This is a genomic window from Salmonella sp. A1325 (assembly GCF_056991255.1).
Genome location: NZ_JAMLWO010000009.1, coordinates 135,153 through 159,443, shown reverse-complemented (window position 1 = coordinate 159,443; position 24,291 = coordinate 135,153). Strand labels below are relative to the sequence as shown.

Here is a 24,291-nt window from a genome sequence, read left to right as displayed (position 1 = left end):
AGAGTGGCAAAGGACTTGAGAGGTAGCCTCAAATCCCTTCGCCGGCATTATCCGGATCAGGTTCGACGGGTATTTTCTCAGCGCGCGCATGAGCGCGGCACCCCGTTGAGTTCGGCGTTAGTGTAGTGATTTTGTTGCCGGGCAGCAATCAAGAGCTGGCGTTAAGGATCTGGCGGCGCAAACCACGCCGATTTAAAATCAAACCAGCCGAGGGTATTCATGCGCAGCCCGCGCATACTGCGTTGTCCCTGGATAATCAGCCAGTGGTGGATCAACGGCACAATCGCTTTGTTGGTCAGCAGCTGCTGGCACCAGTTCGCCAGGTTCATCTCGCCAGCGCGCCACTGCGCGGCGTCGCCCTGCCAGTCGCGCGGAATGCAGTTCTGCAAGAGCGGTACTTCGCACAGGTGCGCGAACAGCGAGAAATCCAGCGGCAGCGTAAAGTTAGCGCTATTGAGCCAGATATCGCTTTCGATCTCGCCGGCGTGCCATTGATCGTAGTCGATCTCCTGAATATGCAGATGCACCTGATGTTCAGCCAGAAGCGCGCTCATGATACGGGCGATAACCCGGTGCTCAATGTGTTCGCGATAGAAGGTCAGCGTGAGGGTTTCCAGCCCGGCGGGTTTTTCGCCCGGGCCTGGACGGGCGTGATGCCAGCGCGGTAAAAGCCCATAGGCCGGGAACCAGAGCTGCTGTAGCGGTTCATCGGCATGATAGAGTAAATTGGTGGGGGAGAGGACGTGGCTTACCCATTCTCTGACCTGCGGATGCGCGCCGCGCGGCGTTCTGGCGTCGAATAGCAGGTAATAGCACCCCTCTTCCAGTCGGCTTTCTATCGCTTTTTCACCGCCTTGTATCGGCCCTTCCAGCATCAAGCCGCAGGCCGGTTCTTCACTGATATCCGGCAGTACCCAGACGTTCACTTCGTCTATCAACGCCCGATAGCCGAAGTAGTCATCAAAGGCGAGTATCTTGAGCTGGTTCGGCGTATTACGCCGCACGGCATAAGGCCCGGTGCCGATAGGGTGGCTGGCGAAATTAGCCAGCGTTTCCCACTCCCGCGGCAAAATCATCGCCGGGACCTGGCCCAGCAGCCACGGCAACCAGCGATCCGGCTGGGAAAGATGAATATCCAGCGTCCACGCGGTAGGGGAGTCTATCTTTGTGATGTGCGAGTAAAGCGGAAGCGTATTGATACGCGTCAGCGAGGCGATGACATCTTCCATCTCCAGCTCGCGGCCATGATGAAAATGAATGCCGGGGCGCAGGTAGAAGCGCCACAGTAAAGGGGAAATTTGCTGCCAGTGGTGCGCAATGTCCGCTTCCAGTTCCCCGTTTTCCTCATTTACCCGCGTGAGCGAACTGAAAATTTGCCGGGCAATATGGGTTTCCGAGCGACGTAATGCGGTTCCCGGCAGGAGATTATGCATCGGACGATAGTAAAGAACCCGCAGAATATGCCGCCCCTGGCGGAAGCTGCGTCCCAGATGGGAAATCAGCATTTGCCTGACAGCGCTTTTATCGCCGACCAGTTGTACCAGTTGATCGATTCGATCTTGTTCCAGCAGGTCTTCCGCCCGCTGCTGTTGCAGCGCCAGTCCGGTATACAGGAACGTCAGACGCGAACGCTTTCCGCGCCCAACTTCGGCTTCCCATGTTAGCCAACCGCGCGCCTGCATCGTATTTAGCAGCGTACGCATATGGCGACGCGAACAGTTCAGCAGATCCGCCAGCTCATTAAGCGTGGTGTCTTGCGTTTTACCGTCACAACATTGCCAGAGACGGATAAATTGTTGTTGCAGGCGACCTGAGGGCATAAAAGGGGAACTCCGATGAAAAACTCAGCAATTTTATTATCCCTATATTAGGCCAATAATATCTTTCGATGAAGCAAGAGGAAGAGGTCACTATGCACCAGTTCTGGTTGAGATATTTTGCCGCGACGGAAAAAACGTCCTGGCTGGCTTGCCTGAGCGCACCGCAGCGCTTAAAAATGCTCGCGGAACTGATGCAGTGGGAGGCGACCGATTGAAGCCAATTGCAGACATCATGTGTGACTGAGTATTGGTGTAGGCGATAGCCTAAAATCACCCGCCAGCAGATAATACCTGCTGGCTTTTTTTATTTCGGCGGTTTCTGTGGTCACGCAGGTGGTGACCGGGCGAGTAAAAATCGTATAAAAAATGCCGGAATATCCCCGGCATGAGCGACTGATGAGTAACCCGGAGCTTGATGGCGCTACGCTTATCAGGCCTACAGGATATAGTGGCAACCTGGTGATATTGCATAACCTGTAGGCCCGGTAAGGCGTCAAGGGTTACCGCATAAATGCCGGTTGTTTATTTTCGTAGGCGGCAATCGCGTCTTCGTGCTGCAGCGTCAGCCCAATGCTGTCCAGACCGTTCAACATGCAGTGGCGGCGGAAGTCGTCGATTTTAAAGCTGTAGGTCTTATCGCCTGCTTTCACCACCTGTGCTTCCAGATCCACTTCAAATTTAATGCCCGGATTGGCTTTCACCAGGGCAAACAGCTCATCGACCTGTGCGTCGCTCAGGGTTACCGGCAGCAGTTGATTATTGAAACTGTTGCCGTAGAAGATGTCGGCGAAGCTTGGCGCGATCACCACTTTAAAGCCGTAATCGGTCAACGCCCACGGCGCGTGCTCGCGTGACGAGCCGCAGCCAAAGTTTTCCCGCGCCAACAGTATCGACGCGCCTTGATATTCCGGAAAGTTCAACACGAATTCCGGATTTGGCTGTTGGCCCTTTTCGTCCAGGAAACGCCAGTCGTTAAACAGATGGGCGCCAAAACCGGTGCGCGTAACCTTTTGCAAAAACTGTTTAGGGATAATTGCATCGGTATCGACGTTGGCGGCATCCAGTGGGACAACCAGGCCGGTATGCTGGGTAAATTTCTCTGCCATGGTAGTTTCCTTATTTGATGCTGCGAATGTCGGCGAAGTGGCCGGTAACGGCGGCAGCGGCGGCCATCGCCGGGCTGACTAAATGCGTGCGACCCCCGCGGCCCTGACGGCCTTCAAAGTTACGGTTGCTGGTGGATGCGCAGCGCTCGCCCGGGTTCAGGCGGTCATTATTCATGGCCAGGCACATGGAACAGCCCGGTAAGCGCCATTCAAATCCTGCTTCGATAAAGATCTTGTCCAGACCTTCCGCTTCCGCCTGCGCTTTCACCGGACCTGAACCCGGCACTACCAGCGCCTGCACGCCAGGCGCGACTTTGCGCCCTTTGGCGACTTCCGCCGCCGCGCGCAAATCTTCAATACGCGAATTGGTACAAGAGCCGATAAAGACTTTATCAATAGCAACGTCCGTTAACGGTACGCCCGGCTGTAAGCCCATATAAGCCAGCGCTTTTTCGGCGCTGGCGCGCTCAACCGGATCGCTAAAAGAGGCGGGATCGGGGATGATGTCGGTGACGGAAATCACCTGGCCCGGATTCGTGCCCCAGGTCACCTGCGGCGCGATCTCTTCTGCTCGCAGGGTGACGACAGTATCAAAGGTCGCGCCGTCATCGGTTTTCAGCGTTTTCCAGTACTCGACGGCTTCGTCAAAATCGCGGCCCTTCGGCGCGTGCAAACGCCCTTTTACGTAGTTAAAAGTGGTTTCATCCGGGGCGACCAGACCGGCTTTGGCGCCCATCTCAATCGCCATATTGCACAGCGTCATGCGGCCTTCCATACTCAGCGCGCGGATAGCGTCGCCGCAAAATTCAACCACGTGCCCGGTGCCGCCGGCGCTGCCGGTTTTACCGATGATCGCCAGCACGATGTCTTTGGCGGTAATGCCCGGTGCGGCGTTGCCCGTGACTTCAATCTTCATGGTTTTAGCGCGCCCCTGTTTCAGAGTTTGCGTCGCCAGTACATGTTCTACCTCAGAAGTGCCGATGCCGAAGGCCAGCGCGCCAAACGCGCCGTGGGTGGCGGTGTGGGAGTCGCCGCAGACGATGGTCATGCCCGGCAGGGTGACGCCCTGTTCCGGCCCCATCACATGGACGATGCCCTGATATGGGTGATTCAGGTCATACAGCTCGACGCCGAACTCGTTACAGTTCTTAATCAGCTCCTGCATCTGGATACGCGCCATTTCACCGGAGGCATTAATGTCTTTAGTCTGCGTCGAGACGTTGTGATCCATCGTGGCGAAGGTTTTCCCTGGCTGACGTACCGGACGATGGTGCGCGCGCAGACCGTCAAACGCCTGCGGAGAGGTGACTTCATGCACCAGGTGGCGGTCGATGTACAGCAGCGGCGTTTCGTTTGGCGCCTCAAAGACCACGTGGGCATCAAATAATTTTTCGTATAACGTTTTGGCCATGATTACACCCCTTCTGCGACATAGCGGGCGATAATATCGCCCATCTCATCGGTACTGACTGCGGCAGCGCCCCTGGCTAAATCGCCGGTGCGAACGCCCTCTTCTAATGCGCGATTGATCGCCTGTTCAATGGCCGTTGCCGCATCGTTGGCATCCAGGCTGTAGCGCAGCAGCAGCGCCAGCGACAGGATCTGCGCAATTGGATTGGCGATATTTTTCCCGGCGATATCCGGCGCGGAGCCGCCAGCCGGTTCATACAGGCCAAACCCTTGCTCGTTCAGGCTGGCGGAGGGCAACATCCCCATTGAGCCGGTGATCATGGCGCATTCGTCGGACAGAATGTCGCCGAACAGGTTAGAACACAGCAGTACGTCAAACTGCGACGGGTCTTTAATCAACTGCATGGTGGCGTTATCGATATACATGTGCGCGAGTTCCACATCGGGATACGTTTTCGCGACATCATTGACGATCTCACGCCACAGGATAGAGCTTTGCAGTACGTTGGCTTTATCTATAGAGGTGACTTTACGGCGGCGTTTACGCGCCGATTCAAAGGCGATACGGGCAATGCGCTCGATCTCAAAGAGGTGATAAACTTCGGTATCAAAGGCTTTTTCGTACTGACCGCTGCCTTCGCGGCCTTTTGGCTGTCCGAAATAGATCCCGCCGGTCAGCTCGCGCACGCACAGGATATCGAAACCGTTAGCGGCGATATCGGCGCGCAACGGGCAAAATGCTTCCAGTCCCTGATACAGTTTCGCCGGACGCAGGTTACTGAATAATTTGAAATGTTTGCGCAGCGGCAGCAGGGCGCCGCGCTCCGGCTGGCTTTCCGGGGGCAAATTTTCCCATTTCGGGCCGCCGACGGAGCCAAACAGAATGGCATCCGCCTGCTCGCACCCTTCAACGGTGGCTTTCGGCAGTGGATGACCATGATTGTCGATAGCAATACCGCCGACGTCATAGTGGCTGGTGGTGATACGCATATCAAAACGGCTGCGTACCGCATCCATAACTTTCAGGGCTTGCGCCATGACTTCCGGGCCGATACCGTCGCCCGGCAGTACGGCAATATGATAGTTCTTCGACATTACACGGTTTCCTTGTTGTTCTCTTTATTTTGAGCTTTGCGTTGCAATTCTTTTTCAACTTCGGCGGCGCGCCAGATATTGTTCAGTACGTGCACCATCGCTTTGGCGGAGGATTCGACGATATCCGTCGCCAGCCCGACGCCGTGGAAGCGGCGACCATGATGGTTCACGACGATATCGACCTGACCCAGCGCGTCTTTGCCCTGGCCTTTGGCGTTCAGGTCGTATTTAACCAACTCAACGTCGTAGCCAGTGATACGGTTAATCGCCTGATAGATGGCGTCGACCGGGCCGTTGCCGTTCGCCGCCTCGGCCTTGATCTCTTCACCACAGGCCAGCTTCACGGAAGCAGTGGCGATATCGCTGGAGCCGGACTGCACGCTGAAGTAATCCAGACGGAAATGCTCTGGTTCTTCTTGCTGTTTATTAATAAACGCCAGCGCTTCCAGGTCATAGTCGAACACCTGGCCTTTTTTGTCTGCCAACTTCAGGAACGCGTCGTACAGGTGGTCCATGTTGTAGTCTGTGTCTTTGTAACCCATCTCTTCCATGCGATGTTTCACGGCGGCACGGCCAGAGCGGGAGGTCAGGTTCAGCTGTATCTGGTTCAGACCGATGGACTCTGGCGTCATGATTTCATAGTTTTCGCGGTTCTTGAGGACGCCATCCTGGTGGATGCCGGAAGAGTGGGCGAAAGCGCCGCTGCCGACAATTGCTTTGTTGGCCGGGATCGGCATGTTACAGATCTGGCTGACGGTCTGGCTGGTGCGCCAGATTTCGTTGTGATTGATGTTGGTGTGTACGTTCATGATGTCTTTGCGCACTTTAATCGCCATGATCACTTCTTCCAGTGCGCAGTTACCGGCACGTTCTCCGATACCGTTCATCGCGCCTTCAACCTGACGCGCGCCCGCATGTACTGCCGCCAGCGAGTTGCCTACCGCTATCCCTAAATCGTCGTGGGTATGAACGGAGATGATAGCTTTGTCGATATTGGGGACACGTTCATACAGGCCGGAAATGATTCCCGCGAACTCAAACGGCATGGTATAGCCCACGGTATCGGGAATATTAATGGTTCTCGCGCCGGCGTTTATAGCGGCTTCCACCACGCGCGCCAGATCGTCAACAGGCGTCCGGCCAGCATCTTCGCAGGAGAACTCCACGTCATCAGTGTAATTACGCGCCCGCTTAACCATGTATACCGCGCGTTCGATGACCTCATCCAGTGTGCTGCGCAGCTTGGTGGCGATGTGCATTGGCGAGGTGGCGATAAAAGTATGGATACGAAACGCGTCGGCGACCTTCAGCGCCTGTGCCGCGACGTCGATGTCTTTTTCTACACAACGTGCCAGGGCGCAAACGCGGCTGTTTTTGATGGTGCGGGCGATGGTTTGGACGGATTCAAAATCACCCGGAGAAGAGACCGGGAAGCCTACTTCCATGACATCAACACCCATGCGCTCAAGGGCCAGGGCAATCTGCAGCTTCTCTTTCGCGCTCAGGCTGGCCTGTAACGCTTGTTCGCCGTCGCGTAAGGTCGTATCAAAAATAATGACTTGCTGGCTCATGATGTGGTCCTTGTCTCCAGGGCGCCTTGCGTCAGGCATAAAAAAACCCGCGCAACGGCGCGGGTTTTGTTTGACTTCGAGCTGACTTAATGTTGAATGCCGCCCACCGGTCTACCGCGCACAATAAATGCGTTGAGTAGTAGTAGCCCAGTGAAACGAACGATATGTGACATTAATTCAGCTCCAGCGAATGCGTTATGCTTTTAGTGGTACTGGATATGCCGTTTACTGTCAACTCTATTTTCTGTCGCCATTGCATTTTGTTGACGATATCCGGATACGTACTTTAGCTAATTGTGCTGGGCTGCGCGTCCAATAAAGGATAAAAGAACGAGTGGACATTCATACTTTTCATTGTTTGAAATATTTAGGCATTTTTGTTTGCAAATTGGTTAGGGCAGTGGCCTGTTAAAGGTATGCTAAAGGTTTGGTTTATCTTTTTGATTTATTTTATATTTTAACAAATAACCTTGTTTACTTAATGGATAAGGATAAAGTTATTGATAAATTAATGTTAACTTTTTAGCTATTAATAATATAAACATTTAATTGAAACTTAAATGATCATTCACTTGGTGTATGATTGTGTATTCGCCATAGTTATGGTTATATTGCTTGCGTAATTTAAACATTATGAATCGCAATGGTGTGACTCAGGACACATTACGTTTACGCTGGCATTCTATTTGTCTCTGTCAGCGTCTTTATGTTTTCCGAATTTTAACGCTTTCCCTTTTTCTTATTTTATATGCATGGTAAATCATATTTTCAGGAATTATTTCTGCCTTCAGCCAGAAAAAGGGAGTTAAGCGTGACAGTGGAGTTAAATATGCCAGAGGTCAAAACCGAAAAGCCGCATCTTTTAGATATGGGCAAACCACAGCTTCGCATGGTTGATTTGAACCTATTGACCGTGTTCGATGCGGTAATGCAAGAGCAGAATATTACGCGCGCCGCCCACACGCTGGGAATGTCGCAGCCTGCGGTCAGTAACGCCGTAGCGCGTCTGAAGGTTATGTTTAATGACGAACTTTTTGTTCGATATGGACGAGGAATTCAGCCGACTGCCCGTGCATTTCAGTTATTTGGTTCAGTCCGTCAGGCGTTGCAATTGGTGCAAAATGAATTGCCGGGATCGGGGTTTGAGCCGACCAGCAGCGAACGTGTATTCAATCTTTGCGTGTGCAGTCCGCTGGATAATATCCTGACGTCACAGATTTATAATCGTGTAGAACAAATTGCGCCAAATATTCATGTCGTTTTTAAAGCGTCGTTGAATCAGAATACTGAGCATCAGCTACGCTATCAGGAAACCGAGTTCGTTATTAGTTATGAAGAATTCCGTCGTCCTGAGTTTACCAGCGTACCGCTATTTAAAGATGAAATGGTTTTAGTCGCCAGCCGAAAACACCCGCGTATTAGCGGCCCGCTACTGGAAGGCGATGTTTATAATGAACAACATGCGGTTGTTTCTCTCGAACGTTATGCGTCATTTAGCCAGCCGTGGTATGACACGTCGGATAAACAGTCAAGCGTGGCTTATCAGGGCATGGCGCTTATCAGCGTTCTGAATGTGGTCTCGCAGACGCATTTGGTCGCTATTGCCCCGCGCTGGCTGGTGGAAGAGTTTGCGGAGTCGCTGGAGCTGCAAATATTGCCGTTGCCTTTAAAACTGAATAGTCGGACATGCTACCTTTCCTGGCATGAAGCGGCTGGGCGTGATAAAGGGCACCAATGGATGGAAGATTTATTAGTTTCTGTTTGTAAGCGATAAAACCGGGCAGAATAAATCAGAAACAAATTCTGGTTTATTCTGCTTTTTAGCGTATATCAAAAATTTTATGCTGAATTAACGGTGAGCGATTCTTTTCGTCGCTGTGAAAAATAGATGAATTGCTGTAAGTCTGCATTTATAAGCGATTATTTATTACCTGGTGTGATTCAGACGGAGTATTTCTCCATTTCTTCTCTTCTTGCCTCCTGATTATTCTAACCTTCCCCATCTTTACGTCATTCCACCCAATTGCCAGGCGTGATAGCGAGCGGTTAAGGTGTCCGTCAAACCGTGATGACAGGTATAAAGTGGAGGCAAGCCGTGGAGATGTTGTCTGGAGCCGAGATGGTCGTCCGATCGCTTATCGATCAAGGCGTAAAGCAGGTGTTCGGCTATCCTGGAGGCGCAGTGCTTGATATTTATGATGCGCTACATACCGTTGGAGGGATCGATCATGTGCTGGTGCGTCATGAGCAGGCCGCGGTGCATATGGCGGATGGCCTGGCGCGAGCCACTGGCGACGTTGGCGTGGTGCTGGTGACTTCCGGACCGGGAGCGACCAATGCGATTACCGGGATTGCTACGGCCTATATGGATTCCATTCCGCTGGTGATTCTTTCCGGCCAGGTCGCCACCTCATTGATTGGCTATGATGCCTTTCAGGAGTGCGACATGGTGGGGATTTCCCGACCGGTGGTCAAACATAGCTTCCTGGTCAAACAGACGGAAGATATTCCCCTGGTGCTTAAAAAGGCCTTCTGGCTGGCGGCAAGCGGACGTCCTGGGCCGGTGGTCGTGGATTTGCCGAAAGATATTTTGAATCCGGCGAAAAAAATGCCGTATGCCTGGCCGGAAACGGTCAGTATGCGCTCTTACAATCCCACAACATCAGGACATAAAGGACAAATTAAGCGTGCCTTGCACACACTGGCGTCGGCAAAAAAGCCGGTGGTCTACGTTGGGGGAGGGGCGATAAGCGCGGCCTGCTATGCGCCGCTGCGCCACATCATTGAAACCTTTAACCTGCCGGTGGTCTCTTCATTAATGGGACTGGGCGCGTTTCCTGCTACTCATCGCCAGTCGTTAGGAATGCTGGGAATGCATGGCACTTATGAAGCCAATATGACCATGCATAACGCCGACGTGATTTTCGCTGTTGGCGTACGATTTGACGACCGCACGACGAATAATCTCGCTAAATATTGTCCGAACGCGACGGTATTACACATCGACATTGACCCGACGTCCATATCCAAAACGGTTAACGCTGATATCCCGGTGGTGGGCGATGCCCGCCTGGTACTGGAACAAATGCTGGAGCTACTGGCGCAGGATGCGCCGTCTCAGCCGCAGGATGATATTCGCGACTGGTGGCAGCAGATAGAGATCTGGCGCGCCCGTCAGTGCCTGAAATATGACGCGGAAAGCGAAAGCATTAAACCCCAGGCGGTGATTGAAACCCTCTGGCGTCTGACGAAGGGCGACGCTTACGTGACGTCCGATGTAGGACAACATCAGATGTTTGCCGCTCTCTATTACCCGTTCGATAAACCACGTCGCTGGATTAATTCCGGCGGGCTCGGCACGATGGGTTTTGGCCTACCGGCTGCGCTGGGCGTTAAAATGGCCCTGCCGAAAGAAATGGTGGTCTGCGTGACCGGCGATGGCAGTATACAGATGAACATTCAGGAGCTGTCGACAGCCTTACAGTATGAACTGCCGGTACTGGTTCTGAACCTGAACAACCGTTATCTGGGGATGGTGAAACAGTGGCAGGATATGATCTATTCCGGTCGCCATTCTCAGTCTTATATGCAGTCGTTACCGGATTTTGTGCGCCTGGCGGAAGCATATGGCCATGTCGGGCTGCAGATTAACCGTCCGGATGAGCTGGAAAGTAAACTCAGCGAAGCCCTTGAGCATGTGCGTAATAACCGACTGGTGTTCGTCGATGTCACCGTTGATGGCAGCGAGCATGTCTATCCGATGCAGATTCGCGGGGGCGGGATGGACGAAATGTGGTTAAGCAAAACGGAGAGGACCTGATGATGCGCCGGATTTTATCGGTATTACTGGAAAACGAATCTGGGGCGTTATCGCGGGTTATCGGCCTCTTTTCGCAACGCGGATATAATATTGAAAGCCTGACCGTCGCGCCGACGGACGATCCGACGTTGTCGCGCATGACTATCCAGACGGTAGGCGATGAAAAAGTGCTTGAGCAAATTGAAAAGCAACTGCACAAGCTGGTTGATGTGCTGCGCGTCAGCGAGCTGGGACAGGGAGCGCACGTTGAGCGGGAAATCATGCTGGTGAAAATCCAGGCCAGCGGCTACGGACGGGAAGAGGTGAAGCGTAATACGGAAATTTTCCGTGGTCAGATTATTGACGTTACGCCAACGCTGTATACCGTTCAACTGGCGGGTACCAGCGATAAACTGGATGCTTTTCTGGCCTCGCTGCGCGACGTGGCGAAAATTGTTGAAGTGGCGCGTTCAGGCGTCGTCGGGCTTTCGCGCGGCGATAAGATTATGCGCTGAGCAGATTCGCCGGATGACGACGCGCGTGCGTTTTATCCGGTCTACAGGCTGATATCTGGCCCAGGTCCGATAAGCGTAGCGCCATCAGGCAGGTTTGCCGGATATCAGCCAACAGGAATTATCGCCCAACCCAATATCACCGGTTGGGCTTTTTTTTGCGAAATCCGTGGTAACCCGGAATAAAAGCGGTTGCCGGAGTGATCAAACTGCGCTTAGATGTTAACGATTTTAACCCATGCCGACATAAAGGTTATGGTTTGTACAATTTACACAAGGGGCAATTGTGAAACTGGATGAAATCGCTCGGCTGGCCGGTGTCTCGCGCACAACTGCAAGCTACGTTATAAACGGTAAAGCAAAGCAATACCGCGTGAGCGACAAAACCGTAGAAAAAGTCATGGCGGTAGTGCGTGAGCACAATTACCATCCTAACGCTGTGGCTGCCGGGCTGCGTGCTGGACGCACACGTTCCATTGGTCTGGTGATCCCGGACCTTGAAAACACGAGCTACACCCGTATCGCAAACTATCTTGAGCGCCAGGCACGCCAGCGTGGCTACCAACTGCTGATCGCCTGTTCTGAAGATCAGCCGGATAACGAAATGCGCTGCATTGAGCACCTTTTGCAACGCCAGGTGGATGCAATCATTGTTTCAACTTCGTTACCGCCGGAGCATCCCTTCTATCAGCGCTGGGCCAACGATCCGTTCCCCATCGTCGCGCTCGACCGCGCGCTGGATCGCGAACATTTCACCAGCGTGGTCGGCGCCGATCAGGATGATGCCGAGATGTTGGCGGAAGAGCTGCGTAAATTCCCGGCGGAAACGGTGCTTTATTTGGGCGCGCTGCCGGAGTTGTCCGTCAGTTTCCTGCGCGAGCAGGGGTTCCGCACCGCATGGAAAGACGATCCGCGGGAGGTGAGTTTCTTATATGCCAATAGCTATGAGCGCGAAGCCGCCGCGCAGTTGTTTGAGAAATGGCTGGAAACGCATCCTATGCCGCAGGCGCTCTTTACGACATCGTTCGCGCTATTACAGGGCGTGATGGACGTTACGCTGCGGCGCGATGGAAAACTGCCTTCGGATTTAGCGATTGCGACCTTCGGCGATCATGAGCTGCTGGATTTTCTGCAATGCCCGGTACTGGCGGTGGCGCAGCGTCATCGTGATGTCGCGGAACGCGTGCTGGAGATTGTGCTGGCAAGTCTTGATGAACCGCGTAAACCGAAACCCGGCTTAACGCGTATTCGGCGAAACCTGTATCGTCGCGGCATTCTGAGCCGTAGCTAAAGGACCGGCGGTGAAAGACTCTCTCTTCTGCCGCCGTCAAACAAATGCGTATCAGTAAAAATATCCCTTAAATAATTAAGATTATTCCTTAAAATTATCCGAAAATTCTTTTTTATTACCTTTCTTTTGTCCGAAATCGTCCATATTCCACTAATTAAGACGTAACGAGTCTTTTCCTTTGTCTTGTTTTGTTACAAGCAGGCAAGAAATCGTCGAATTAACAGCCACTTTTTGTCTTTGGCGCGACAGTCGCTCGTAGGCGCTGGTATAGCAGGCGCTGCACACGTTAAACAGGCACTGTTAACACGGTGCAATATGTCCTAAAATGCCGCTCGCGTCGCAAACTGACACTTTATATTTTTCTCGGATTATATTGAGTCCGTTTTAAACGGCGGTGGGTCTTTGGTTTTTTTCTTACAAATATTCATAACGTTAATTTGGCTTGCACGCTGGGTGGAAATTAATCAACGCAGATATTCGCCGTAAACATTGGCTTTTTTACTTAGGTAAGCGTTGTGACTTGCTTGACAAGCTTTTCCTCCGCTCCGTAAACTCCTTCGAGTGGGAATTTGTGGGATAAAGTGGTAAGAAGGGGTGAGACTGGCATGTTCCGGGGGGCAACGTTAGTCAATCTCGACAGTAAAGGGCGCCTGACCGTGCCGACCCGTTATCGGGAGCAACTGATCGAGAGCGCTACCGGTCAAATGGTATGTACCATTGACATCCATCACCCATGCCTGCTGCTTTACCCCCTGCCTGAATGGGAAATTATTGAGCAAAAGTTATCTCGTCTGTCGAGCATGAACCCGGTAGAACGTCGCGTACAGCGTTTACTGTTGGGCCATGCCAGTGAATGTCAGATGGATGGTGCAGGTCGATTACTGATCGCGCCAGTTCTGCGGCAACATGCCGGACTGACGAAAGAAGTGATGCTGGTTGGACAGTTCAACAAATTTGAGCTGTGGGATGAAACGACCTGGTATCAACAGGTCAAGGAAGATATCGACGCTGAACAGTCAGCTACCGAAACGTTATCGGAGCGGCTGCAGGACTTGTCTCTATAAGATGATGGAAAATTTTAAACACACTACGGTACTGTTGGATGAAGCCGTTAATGGGCTGAATATTCGTCCGGATGGTATCTATATTGATGGCACATTTGGTCGCGGCGGCCACTCGCGCCTGATCCTCTCGCAACTGGGCGAAGAGGGGCGCTTGCTGGCGATCGATCGCGATCCGCAGGCGATCGCCGTTGCGCAGACCATTAATGATCCTCGCTTCTCCATCATTCATGGACCTTTTTCCGCGTTGGCTGATTATGTAGCCGAGCGCGAGCTTACCGGCAAGATTGACGGGATCCTTCTCGATCTTGGCGTCTCTTCTCCGCAGCTTGACGATGCGGAGCGCGGTTTTTCATTTATGCGCGACGGTCCGCTGGATATGCGAATGGACCCCACGCGCGGCCAGTCTGCCGCCGAGTGGTTACAAACGGCGGAGGAGGCGGATATCGCCTGGGTGCTGAAAACATTCGGCGAGGAGCGTTTTGCCAAACGTATTGCTCGCGCCATTGTTGAGCGCAATCGCGAACAGCCGATGACCCGCACCAAAGAGCTGGCGGAAGTGGTTGCGGCGGCGACCCCGGTAAAAGACAAATTCAAACATCCCGCGACCCGTACCTTCCAGGCGGTGCGCATCTGGGTAAACAGTGAACTGGAGGAGATAGAGCAGGCGCTAAAAAGCTCGCTCAGCGTACTGGCCCCAGGCGGGCGGCTTTCAATCATCAGTTTCCACTCGCTGGAAGACCGTATTGTGAAACGCTTTATGCGTGAGCAAAGCCGCGGTCCGCAGGTACCGGCGGGATTACCGATGACGGAAGCGCAGCTCAAAAAACTGGGCGGTCGTGAGTTACGAGCGTTAGGCAAGTTGATGCCGGGTGAAAAAGAGGTAGCTGAAAATCCTCGGGCCCGTAGTTCAGTTCTGCGTATCGCAGAGAGGACGAACGCATGATCAGCAGAGTGACAGAAGCCCTAAGCAAAGTGAAGGGATCGATAGGAAGCAACGAGCGCCATGCCTTGCCTGGCGTGATCGGTGACGATCTTTTGCGGTTCGGGAAGCTGCCACTCTGCTTGTTCATTTGCATCATTTTAACGGCGGTGACGGTGGTCACGACGGCGCACCATACTCGTTTACTCACCGCGCAGCGTGAACAACTGGTTCTGGAGCGCGATGCATTGGACATTGAATGGCGCAACCTGATCCTTGAAGAAAATGCGCTCGGCGATCACAGCCGGGTGGAGCGGATCGCAACGGAAAAGCTGCAAATGCAGCATGTTGACCCGTCCCAAGAAAATATCGTAGTGCAAAAATAAGGATAAACGCGACGCATGAAAGCAGCGGCAAAAACGCAAAAATCGAAACGCCAGGAAGAACAGACCAACTTCATCAGTTGGCGTTTTGCGTTGCTGTGCGGCTGTATTTTACTGGCGCTGGTTTTTTTACTTGGACGCGCGGCGTGGCTACAGATTATCGCCCCGGATATGCTGGTGCGTCAGGGCGATATGCGTTCGCTGCGTGTTCAGGAAGTCTCCACCTCACGCGGTATGATTACCGACCGTTCCGGGCGTCCACTGGCGGTCAGCGTACCGGTTAAGGCTATTTGGGCCGACCCGAAAGAAGTTCATGACGCCGGCGGCATCAGCGTCGGCGATCGCTGGAAAGCGCTTTCTACTGCGCTCAATATTCCGCTCGATCAGCTCTCTGCCCGTATCAACGCCAACCCGAAAGGGCGTTTTATTTATCTGGCGCGCCAGGTAAATCCTGACATGGCGGACTACATCAAAAAACTCAAACTGCCGGGTATTCATTTGCGTGAAGAATCACGCCGCTACTACCCGTCAGGAGAAGTAACCGCTCACCTCATCGGTTTTACCAACGTCGACAGTCAGGGGATTGAAGGCGTTGAAAAGAGCTTTGATAAGTGGCTTACCGGTCAGCCTGGCGAGCGAATCGTGCGTAAAGACCGCTATGGTCGCGTGATTGAGGATATCTCCTCCACTGACAGTCAGGCAGCGCACAACCTGGCGTTAAGCATTGATGAACGCTTACAGGCGCTGGTTTACCGCGAACTGAACAACGCGGTGGCGTTTAACAAGGCGGAATCCGGTAGCGCGGTGCTGGTCGATGTCAATACCGGTGAAGTACTGGCGATGGCGAATAGCCCTTCCTATAACCCCAACAACCTTGCCGGTACGCCGAAAGACGCGATGCGTAACCGTACCATCACCGACGTGTTTGAACCGGGTTCTACGGTTAAGCCGATGGTGGTGATGACCGCGCTTCAGCGCGGTATCGTCAACGAAAATACGGTGTTGAATACCGTTCCATACCGAATTAACGGCCACGAAATTAAAGACGTGGCGCGCTACAGCGAATTAACCCTGACCGGGGTTCTACAGAAGTCGAGTAACGTCGGCGTATCCAAACTGGCGTTAGCGATGCCGTCCTCAGCGTTAGTAGATACTTACTCACGTTTTGGGCTAGGAAAGGCGACCAATTTGGGGTTGGTCGGAGAACGCAGTGGCTTATATCCTCAAAAACAACGGTGGTCCGACATAGAGAGGGCCACCTTCTCTTTCGGCTACGGGCTAATGGTAACGCCGTTACAGTTAGCGCGAGTCTATGCAACGATCGGCAGCTATGGCATTTATCGCCCGCTGTCGATTACCAAAGTTGATCCGCCTGTACCCGGCGAACGCATCTTCCCTGAATCCACCGTACGCACCGTGGTGCATATGATGGAAAGTGTGGCGCTGCCGGGCGGCGGCGGCGTGAAGGCGGCAATTAAAGGCTACCGTATCGCGATTAAAACCGGTACGGCGAAAAAAGTGGGGCCGGACGGTCGCTACATCAACAAATACATTGCTTACACCGCAGGCGTCGCGCCTGCGAGTCAGCCGCGCTTCGCGCTGGTGGTTGTCATCAACGATCCGCAGGCGGGTAAATACTACGGCGGGGCCGTTTCCGCGCCGGTATTTGGTGCCATCATGGGCGGCGTTCTGCGCACCATGAACATCGAACCGGACGCGCTGGCAACGGGCGAAAAAAATGAATTCGTAATTAATCAAGGCGAGGGAACAGGTGGCAGATCGTAATTTGCGCGACCTTCTTGCTCCGTGGGTGGCTGGACTACCCGCGCGAGAACTGCGAGAGATGACGCTCGACAGCCGTGTGGCTGCGGCGGGCGATCTCTTTGTGGCAGTAGTGGGTCATCAGGCGGACGGGCGTCGATATATCCCGCAGGCGATAGCGCAAGGCGTAGCTGCCATTATTGCAGAGGCGAAAGACGAGGCGGCCGACGGTGAGATTCGCGAAATGCACGGCGTACCGGTCGTCTATCTCAGCCAGCTCAATGAGCGTTTATCTGCGCTGGCGGGCCGCTTTTACCATGAGCCATCTGAAAACATGCGTCTGGTGGCGGTGACCGGCACCAATGGCAAGACCACCACTACTCAACTACTGGCGCAGTGGAGCCAGTTGCTCGGCGAAACCAGCGCAGTGATGGGAACGGTAGGCAACGGACTGTTGGGTAAAGTGATCCCGACGGAGAACACAACCGGTTCCGCTGTGGATGTTCAGCATGTGCTGGCCAGTCTGGTTGCGCAGGGCGCGACCTTCGGCGCGATGGAAGTCTCTTCTCACGGCCTGGTGCAGCATCGCGTGGCGGCGCTGAAATTTGCCGCCTCCGTGTTTACTAATTTGAGCCGCGACCATCTCGACTATCATGGCGATATGGCGCATTACGAGGCGGCAAAATGGATGCTTTATTCCACCCACCATCATGGTCAGGCAATCGTCAACGCCGATGATGAAGTTGGACGCCGCTGGCTGGCGTCGCTACCCGATGCAGTCGCAGTATCGATGGAAGGGCATATCAACCCTAACTGTCACGGTCGTTGGCTGAAAGCGGAGGCGGTGGACTACCACGACCGCGGAGCGACGATTCGTTTTGCTTCAAGCTGGGGTGAAGGCGAAATCGAAAGCCGCTTGATGGGCGCGTTTAACGTCAGCAACTTACTGCTGGCATTAGCGACGCTACTGGCGCTGGGCTATCCGTTAACGGATTTGCTGAAAACCGCCGCGCGTTTGCAGCCGGTTTGCGGGCGTATGGAAGTGTTCACTGCGCCAGGCAAACCGACGGTGGTGGTGGATTACGCGCACACGCCGGATGCGCTGGAAAAAGCGTTGCAGGCGGCGCGTCTGCACTGCGCCGGAAAATTGTGGTGCGTCTTTGGCTGTGGCGGGGATCGTGACAAAGGTAAGCGCCCACTCATGGGGGCCATTGCCGAAGAATTCGCTGATATCGTCGTGGTGACTGACGATAACCCGCGTACCGAGGAGCCGCGCGCCATTATCAACGATATTCTGGCCGGAATGCTGGACGCCGGGCAGGTCAGGGTAATGGAAGGCCGCGCTGAGGCGGTAACCAATGCCATTATGCAGGCAAAAGACAATGACGTTGTGCTGATTGCAGGTAAAGGGCACGAGGATTACCAGATTGTCGGCACGCAGCGTCTTGATTATTCAGACCGCGTGACCGCAGCGCGTTTGCTGGGGGTGATCGCATGATTAGCGTAACGCTCAGCAAAATTGCCGATGTCCTTGGCGCCGAACACCGCGGGGCGGATCTCACGCTCGATACGGTCATTACCGACACACGGAAAGTGACGCCGGGATGCCTGTTCGTGGCGCTGAAAGGGGAACGCTTTGATGCGCATGATTTTGCTGATAAAGCAAAAGCGAACGGCGCTGGCGCCCTGTTGGTCAGTCGTCCTCTGGATATCGATCTTCCGCAGGTGATTGTAAAAGACACGCGTCAGGCATTTGGCCAACTGGCCGCCTGGGTACGTATGCAGGTACCGGCGCGGGTGGTGGCGTTAACCGGTTCGTCCGGCAAAACTTCGGTCAAAGAGATGACCGCCGCGATTCTTAGCCAGTGCGGAAACACTCTGTATACCGCAGGCAATTTTAACAACGACATCGGCGTGCCGATAACGCTGCTGCGCTTAAACCATGATTATGACTATGCGGTAATCGAGTTAGGCGCTAACCACCAGGGAGAAATCGCCTGGACCGTTAGCCTGACACGCCCGGAAGCGGCGCTGGTCAATAACCTGGCGGCGGCGCATCTGGAAGGCTTCGGCTCGTTGGCTGGCGTGGCGAAAGCGAAAGGCGAAATCTATACCGGTTTGCCTGAGAACGGTATCGCGATTATGAATGCCGATAATAATGACTGGCTGAACTGGCAAAGCATTATTGGCGATCGTCAGGTGTGGCGTTTTTCGCCGAATGCGGCAAACAGCGACTTTACCGCTGCGAATATCCACGTGACGTCACACGGTACCGAATTTACTCTGCAAACGCCGATGGGCAGCATTGATGTGCTGCTGCCGTTGCCAGGGCGGCACAATATTGCCAACGCGCTGGCGGCCGCTGCTTTATCAATGGCGGTGGGGGCGACGCTGATGGCGGTTAAAGCAGGGTTGGCGGCGTTAAAAGCTGTACCCGGGCGTCTGTTCCCGATTCAGCTAAGTGAAAACCAACTGGTACTCGATGATGCTTATAACGCCAACGTCGGTTCGATGACCGCCGCAGTGCAGGTCCTTTCTGAAATGCCCGGCTACCGCGTGCTGGTGGTAGGCGATATGGCCGAGCTGGGCGCAGAAAGCGAAGCGTGCCACCTCCAGGTTGGCGAGGCCGCAAAAGCGGCGGGTATTGATCGCGTGTTAAGCACCGGAAAACTCAGTCAGGCTATCAGCCACGCCAGCGGCGTCGGCGAACATTTTGCCGATAAAGCCGCGCTCATTGCGCGTTTACACGCTCTGCTTCAGGAGCAACCAATGATGACTATTTTAGTGAAAGGATCACGCAGCGCCGCGATGGAAGATGTGGTTCATGCGTTACAGGAGAAAGGTTCATGTTAGTTTGGCTGGCCGAGCATTTGGTCAAATATTATTCCGGCTTTAACGTCTTTTCTTATCTGACGTTTCGCGCCATCGTCAGCCTGTTGACCGCGCTGTTCATCTCTTTATGGATGGGCCCGCGTATGATCGCTCGTCTGCAAAAACTCTCTTTTGGCCAGGTGGTACGTAACGATGGCCCGGAATCGCACTTCAGTAAACGCGGTACGCCGACGATGGGCGGCATCATGATCCTGACGGCGATTGTGATTTCCGTTCTGTTATGGGCTTACCCGTCTAACCCGTACGTCTGGTGCGTGCTGGTGGTATTGATCGGCTACGGCATTATCGGTTTTGTCGATGACTACCGCAAAGTGGTGCGGAAAGATACCAAAGGGCTGATTGCGCGCTGGAAATATTTCTGGATGTCGGTTATCGCGCTCGGCGTGGCCTTTGCGCTTTATCTCGTCGGGAAAGACACGCCCGCGACCCAACTGGTGGTGCCGTTCTTTAAAGATGTTATGCCGCAATTGGGGCTGTTTTACATTTTGCTGTCCTACTTTGTCATCGTCGGTACGGGTAACGCCGTAAACCTGACCGACGGGCTTGATGGTCTGGCGATTATGCCGACTGTTTTCGTTGCCGCCGGCTTTGCGCTGGTGGCCTGGGCGACCGGGAACATGAACTTCGCCAATTACCTGCATATTCCGTATTTACGCCATGCGGGGGAGCTGGTGATTGTCTGTACGGCGATTGTCGGCGCGGGATTAGGATTCTTGTGGTTTAACACTTATCCGGCGCAGGTTTTTATGGGCGATGTCGGATCGCTGGCGTTGGGCGGCGCGTTGGGCATTATCGCCGTGCTGCTGCGTCAGGAATTTCTGCTGGTGATCATGGGCGGCGTCTTTGTGGTGGAAACTCTGTCGGTCATCCTGCAGGTGGGTTCCTTTAAACTACGCGGACAGCGTATTTTCCGTATGGCGCCTATCCATCACCACTATGAACTGAAAGGCTGGCCGGAACCGCGCGTGATTGTGCGCTTCTGGATTATTTCGCTGATGCTGGTGCTGATTGGCCTGGCAACGCTGAAGGTACGTTAATCATGGCTGATTACCAGGACAAAAACGTCGTCATTATTGGTCTGGGCTTAACCGGACTCTCTTGCGTGGACTTTTTCCTTGCCCGCGGCGTGACGCCTCGGGTGATGGATACTCGCGTGACGCCGCCGGGTCTGGATAAGCTGCCGCAAGAGGTTGAGCGTCACGTTGGCGGCCTGAACGACGAGTGGCTCTTAGCGGCGGATTTAATCGTCGCCAGCCCTGGCATCGCCCTGGCGCATCCCTCTCTTAGCGCTGCCGCCAGCGCTGGAGTGGAAATTGTCGGCGATATCGAACTGTTTTGCCGCGAAGCGCAAGCGCCGATTGTGGCCATCACCGGCTCGAACGGCAAAAGCACCGTGACCACCTTAGTGGGCGAGATGGCGAAAGCGGCGGGCGTCAATGTCGGCGTTGGCGGCAATATCGGTCTTCCGGCGCTGATGCTGTTGGATGCCGATCGCGAATTGTACGTGCTGGAATTATCCAGTTTCCAACTGGAAACTACCTCAAGTTTGCAAGCGGCGGCGGCAACGGTGCTCAACGTCACTGAAGATCATATGGACCGGTATCCGTTTGGTTTGCAACAGTACCGGGCGGCGAAACTGCGCGTCTACGAGAAGGCGAAAGTGTGCGTGGTGAATGCCGATGACGCGTTGACGATGCCGGTACGCGGGGCCGATGAGCGCTGCGTCAGCTTTGGCGTCAATATGGGTGATTATCACCTTAATCGTCAGCAGGGCGAAACCTGGCTACGAGTCAAAGGCGAGAAGGTGCTGAACGTGAAAGAGATGAAGCTTTCCGGTCAGCATAACTATACCAATGCGTTAGCGGCGCTGGCGCTGGCGGATGCCGTAGGTCTGCCGCGCGCCAGCAGTTTGAAGGCGTTGACGACATTTACCGGTCTGGCGCATCGCTTCCAGCTGGCGTTGGAGCATAACGGCGTACGTTGGATCAATGACTCGAAAGCGACCAACGTCGGCAGTACCGAAGCGGCGCTAAACGGTTTGCATGTGGACGGTACGCTACATCTGCTGCTGGGCGGCGACGGTAAGTCGGCAGACTTTTCTCCGCTGGCGCGCTATCTGACCGGCGATCGTATCCGCCTGTATTGCTTTGGGCGCGATGGCGCGCAGCTTGCCGCACTGCGTCCGGAAATCGCCCAACAGACTGAGACGATGGAAGAGGCGATGCGTTTGCTGGCGCCGCGCGTTCAGCCGGGTGATATGGTGCTGTTGTCGCCCGCCTGCGCCAGTCTCGATCAGTTTAAAAATTTTGAGCAACGGGGCGATGTCTTTACCCGTCTGGCGAAGGAGTTAGGTTGATGCGTTTATCTCTCCCCCGTCTGAGAATGCCGCGCGTACCAGGCTTTGGCCTCCTGGCCTGGCTGTTTGCGGCGCTTAAAGGCTGGGTGATGGCTTCGCGCGATAAAGACGCCGACAGTCTGATCATGTATGACCGCACGCTGCTATGGCTGACCTTCGGGCTGGCGGCGATTGGTTTTGTCATGGTGACGTCGGCCTCCATGCCAGTCGGGCAGCGCCTGGCGAACGATCCGTTTTTGTTTGCCAAACGTGATGCGCTCTATATCTTCCTGGCATTTTGTCTGGCGATGGTCACGCTACGTTTGCCCATGACCTTCTGGCAAAAATACAGCACGACGATGCTGATAGCGTCGATCATTATGCTGCTTATCGTGCTGGTCGTCGGGAGCTCGGTCAACGGGGCGTCGCGCTGGATTGCGCTGGGGCCGCTGCGTATTCAGCCTGCGGAGTTTACCAAGCTGTCGCTGTTCTGCTACCTCGCGAACTATCTGGTGCGTAAGGTTGATGAGGTGCGAAATAACCTGCGCGGCTTTTTAAAACCAATGGGCGTGATTCTGGTGCTGGCGGTGTTACTGCTGGCGCAACCTGACCTCGGGACAGTGGTCGTACTGTTTGTCACCACGCTGGCGATGCTGTTTCTCGCCGGGGCGAAATTATGGCAGTTCATCGCCATTATCGGGATGGGCATCTCGGCGGTGATTCTGTTAATCCTCGCCGAACCGTATCGTATTCGCCGCGTTACCTCGTTCTGGAATCCCTGGGAAGATCCGTTCGGCAGCGGTTATCAGCTGACGCAGTCGCTGATGGCTTTTGGTCGCGGTGAGATATGGGGGCAAGGGCTGGGGAATTCGGTGCAGAAACTGGAGTATTTGCCGGAGGCGCACACCGATTTCATCTTCGCCATTATTGGGGAAGAACTGGGTTATATCGGTGTGGTATTGGCGCTTTTAATGGTATTCTTCGTCGCTTTTCGCGCGATGTCGATTGGCCGTAAGGCATTGGAGATTGACCACCGTTTTTCCGGATTTTTAGCGTGTTCTATCGGTATCTGGTTTAGTTTCCAGGCGCTGGTAAACGTTGGCGCGGCCGCGGGGATGCTGCCGACCAAAGGTCTTACGCTGCCGCTGATCAGTTATGGCGGGTCGAGTCTGCTGATTATGTCGACGGCCATTATGTTTTTATTACGTATTGATTATGAAACGCGTCTGGAAAAAGCGCAGGCGTTTACACGAGGTTCTCGATGAGTGGTCAACCGAAGCGGTTAATGGTGATGGCGGGCGGTACCGGCGGGCACGTGTTCCCGGGACTGGCCGTTGCGCATCATTTAATGGCCCAGGGCTGGCAGGTTCGCTGGCTGGGTACCGCCGATCGTATGGAAGCGGATTTAGTGCCGAAGCATGGCATCGATATTGACTTTATTCGGATCTCCGGTCTGCGCGGTAAAGGCGTAAAAGCGCTTCTGGCGGCGCCGTTGCGGATTTTTAACGCCTGGCGGCAGGCGCGGGCGATCATGAAGCGGTTTAAGCCGGATGTCGTGCTGGGAATGGGCGGTTATGTTTCCGGCCCCGGCGGTCTTGCCGCCTGGTCATTGGGTATTCCGGTCGTCTTGCATGAGCAAAACGGTATCGCCGGGCTAACCAATCAGTGGCTGGCCAAAATCGCGACCACGGTGATGCAGGCGTTTCCCGGTGCATTTCCGAACGCGGAAGTGGTGGGTAACCCGGTGCGTACCGACGTACTGGCGTTGCCGTTGCCGCAGGTGCGTCTGGCCGGTCGTGACGGCCCGATTCGCGTGTTGGTGGTCGGCGGTTCTCAGGGGGCGCGAGTCCTGAACCAGACGATGCCGCAGGTTGCCGCCAGACTGGGCGATACGGTTACAATCTGGCATCAAAGCGGAAAAGGCGCTCAGCTCACGGTAGAGCAGGCATATGCCGGGGCGGGACAACCGCAGCATAAGGTAACGGAATTTATCGATGACATGGCCGCCGCCTATGCGTGGGCGGATGTGGTGGTGTGCCGTTCCGGCGCTTTAACGGTGAGCGAGATCGCCGCCGCCGGGTTACCGGCGATATTCGTGCCGTTTCAGCATAAAGACAGGCAGCAGTACTGGAATGCGCTGCCGTTAGAAAACGCCGGCGCAGCTAAGATTTTTGAGCAGCCGCAGTTTACTGTAGAGGCTGTCGCCGACACCCTGGCGGGGTGGTCGCGCGAGGCGTTGTTAACCATGGCGGAGCGTGCCCGCGCGGTATCCATTCCGGATGCTACCGAACGCGTCGCCAGTGAAGTCAGCCGGGGTGCCCGGACATAATTTG

21 protein-coding genes and 1 riboswitch are annotated in these 24,291 nt (G+C 54.4%); of the genes, 15 read left to right on the top strand and 6 right to left on the bottom strand.

The window, feature by feature from the left end:
- Positions 1–15: 15 nt before the first annotated feature.
- A riboswitch (TPP riboswitch) is annotated at positions 16–115 on the bottom strand.
- Positions 116–161: 46 nt separating this feature from the next.
- Positions 162–1,820, bottom strand: coding sequence for an HTH-type transcriptional regulator SgrR (sgrR, locus tag NAZ64_RS17315; protein ID WP_023232756.1), 1,659 nt, complete (start codon positions 1,818–1,820; stop codon positions 162–164).
- A 92-nt stretch (positions 1,821–1,912) separates the two neighbouring features.
- Between sgrR and sgrT the strand changes: the two genes are divergently transcribed.
- On the top strand, positions 1,913–2,035 hold the full coding sequence (gene sgrT / locus NAZ64_RS17310) for a glucose uptake inhibitor SgrT (RefSeq protein ID WP_000553886.1): 123 nt from the start codon (positions 1,913–1,915) through the stop codon (positions 2,033–2,035).
- Between the two features lie 285 nt (positions 2,036–2,320).
- On the opposite strand, the gene leuD is transcribed toward sgrT, so the two are convergent.
- From leuD to leuL, 5 genes are all read right to left on the bottom strand, one after another.
- Positions 2,321–2,926 carry a 3-isopropylmalate dehydratase small subunit gene (leuD, locus tag NAZ64_RS17305; protein WP_000818267.1) on the bottom strand — a complete coding sequence of 202 codons (606 nt, stop codon included), beginning with the start codon at positions 2,924–2,926 and terminating at the stop codon, positions 2,321–2,323.
- A gap of 10 nt (positions 2,927–2,936) precedes the next feature.
- Positions 2,937–4,337 carry a 3-isopropylmalate dehydratase large subunit gene (gene leuC, locus NAZ64_RS17300; RefSeq protein WP_001140632.1) on the bottom strand — a complete coding sequence of 467 codons (1,401 nt, stop codon included), beginning with the start codon at positions 4,335–4,337 and terminating at the stop codon, positions 2,937–2,939.
- A 2-nt stretch (positions 4,338–4,339) separates the two neighbouring features.
- The gene (gene leuB, locus NAZ64_RS17295) at positions 4,340–5,431 is read right to left on the bottom strand and encodes a 3-isopropylmalate dehydrogenase (protein WP_483640998.1); all 1,092 of its coding nucleotides are present in this window, start codon (positions 5,429–5,431) and stop codon (positions 4,340–4,342) included.
- Positions 5,431–7,002 (bottom strand): 2-isopropylmalate synthase, encoded by a 1,572-nt coding sequence (gene leuA, locus NAZ64_RS17290; protein WP_183058109.1) that lies wholly within the window; start codon positions 7,000–7,002, stop codon positions 5,431–5,433. Before leuA ends, leuB begins: the two co-directional genes overlap by 1 nt.
- 86 nt (positions 7,003–7,088) lie before the next feature.
- The gene (gene leuL, locus NAZ64_RS17285; protein ID WP_001575587.1) at positions 7,089–7,175 is read right to left on the bottom strand and encodes a leu operon leader peptide; all 87 of its coding nucleotides are present in this window, start codon (positions 7,173–7,175) and stop codon (positions 7,089–7,091) included.
- Positions 7,176–7,831: 656 nt separating this feature from the next.
- On the opposite strand from leuL, the gene leuO reads away from it, so the two are divergent.
- From leuO to murG, 14 genes are all read left to right on the top strand, one after another.
- Complete coding sequence (gene leuO, locus NAZ64_RS17280; RefSeq protein ID WP_483640997.1) at positions 7,832–8,776, top strand: transcriptional regulator LeuO; 945 nt, start codon at positions 7,832–7,834, stop codon at positions 8,774–8,776.
- A gap of 321 nt (positions 8,777–9,097) precedes the next feature.
- Positions 9,098–10,822: an acetolactate synthase 3 large subunit gene (gene ilvI, locus NAZ64_RS17275; RefSeq protein WP_220569403.1), complete on the top strand. Its 1,725-nt coding sequence runs from the start codon at positions 9,098–9,100 to the stop codon at positions 10,820–10,822.
- A gap of 2 nt (positions 10,823–10,824) precedes the next feature.
- Positions 10,825–11,316, top strand: coding sequence for an acetolactate synthase small subunit (gene ilvN / locus NAZ64_RS17270; protein ID WP_001563086.1), 492 nt, complete (start codon positions 10,825–10,827; stop codon positions 11,314–11,316).
- Positions 11,317–11,599: 283 nt separating this feature from the next.
- Positions 11,600–12,604, top strand: a complete 1,005-nt coding sequence (cra, locus tag NAZ64_RS17265) for a catabolite repressor/activator (protein WP_000762407.1) — start codon at positions 11,600–11,602, stop codon at positions 12,602–12,604.
- Between the two features lie 605 nt (positions 12,605–13,209).
- Complete coding sequence (gene mraZ / locus NAZ64_RS17260) at positions 13,210–13,668, top strand: division/cell wall cluster transcriptional repressor MraZ (RefSeq protein ID WP_000488294.1); 459 nt, start codon at positions 13,210–13,212, stop codon at positions 13,666–13,668.
- Between the two features lies 1 nt (position 13,669).
- Positions 13,670–14,611 carry a 16S rRNA (cytosine(1402)-N(4))-methyltransferase RsmH gene (gene rsmH / locus NAZ64_RS17255; RefSeq protein WP_000970444.1) on the top strand — a complete coding sequence of 314 codons (942 nt, stop codon included), beginning with the start codon at positions 13,670–13,672 and terminating at the stop codon, positions 14,609–14,611.
- Positions 14,608–14,973 (top strand): cell division protein FtsL, encoded by a 366-nt coding sequence (gene ftsL, locus NAZ64_RS17250; RefSeq protein ID WP_000625651.1) that lies wholly within the window; start codon positions 14,608–14,610, stop codon positions 14,971–14,973. The genes rsmH and ftsL overlap by 4 nt, the downstream gene beginning before the upstream one ends.
- 15 nt (positions 14,974–14,988) lie before the next feature.
- Positions 14,989–16,755 carry a peptidoglycan glycosyltransferase FtsI gene (gene ftsI, locus NAZ64_RS17245; protein WP_000642235.1) on the top strand — a complete coding sequence of 589 codons (1,767 nt, stop codon included), beginning with the start codon at positions 14,989–14,991 and terminating at the stop codon, positions 16,753–16,755.
- Complete coding sequence (gene murE, locus NAZ64_RS17240; RefSeq protein WP_024797378.1) at positions 16,742–18,229, top strand: UDP-N-acetylmuramoyl-L-alanyl-D-glutamate--2,6-diaminopimelate ligase; 1,488 nt, start codon at positions 16,742–16,744, stop codon at positions 18,227–18,229. The genes ftsI and murE overlap by 14 nt, the downstream gene beginning before the upstream one ends.
- Positions 18,226–19,584 carry a UDP-N-acetylmuramoyl-tripeptide--D-alanyl-D-alanine ligase gene (gene murF / locus NAZ64_RS17235; RefSeq protein WP_024797377.1) on the top strand — a complete coding sequence of 453 codons (1,359 nt, stop codon included), beginning with the start codon at positions 18,226–18,228 and terminating at the stop codon, positions 19,582–19,584. Before murE ends, murF begins: the two co-directional genes overlap by 4 nt.
- A complete protein-coding gene (mraY, locus tag NAZ64_RS17230) occupies positions 19,578–20,660 on the top strand; it encodes a phospho-N-acetylmuramoyl-pentapeptide-transferase (RefSeq protein WP_000964138.1) in 1,083 nt (360 codons plus the stop codon). The genes murF and mraY overlap by 7 nt, the downstream gene beginning before the upstream one ends.
- Before the next feature lie 2 nt (positions 20,661–20,662).
- Positions 20,663–21,979 (top strand): UDP-N-acetylmuramoyl-L-alanine--D-glutamate ligase, encoded by a 1,317-nt coding sequence (murD, locus tag NAZ64_RS17225; protein WP_000796443.1) that lies wholly within the window; start codon positions 20,663–20,665, stop codon positions 21,977–21,979.
- On the top strand, positions 21,979–23,223 hold the full coding sequence (gene ftsW, locus NAZ64_RS17220) for a cell division protein FtsW (protein WP_001239803.1): 1,245 nt from the start codon (positions 21,979–21,981) through the stop codon (positions 23,221–23,223). The genes murD and ftsW overlap by 1 nt, the downstream gene beginning before the upstream one ends.
- Positions 23,220–24,287: an undecaprenyldiphospho-muramoylpentapeptide beta-N-acetylglucosaminyltransferase gene (gene murG / locus NAZ64_RS17215; protein ID WP_483640996.1), complete on the top strand. Its 1,068-nt coding sequence runs from the start codon at positions 23,220–23,222 to the stop codon at positions 24,285–24,287. The genes ftsW and murG overlap by 4 nt, the downstream gene beginning before the upstream one ends.
- Positions 24,288–24,291: the final 4 nt, after the last annotated feature.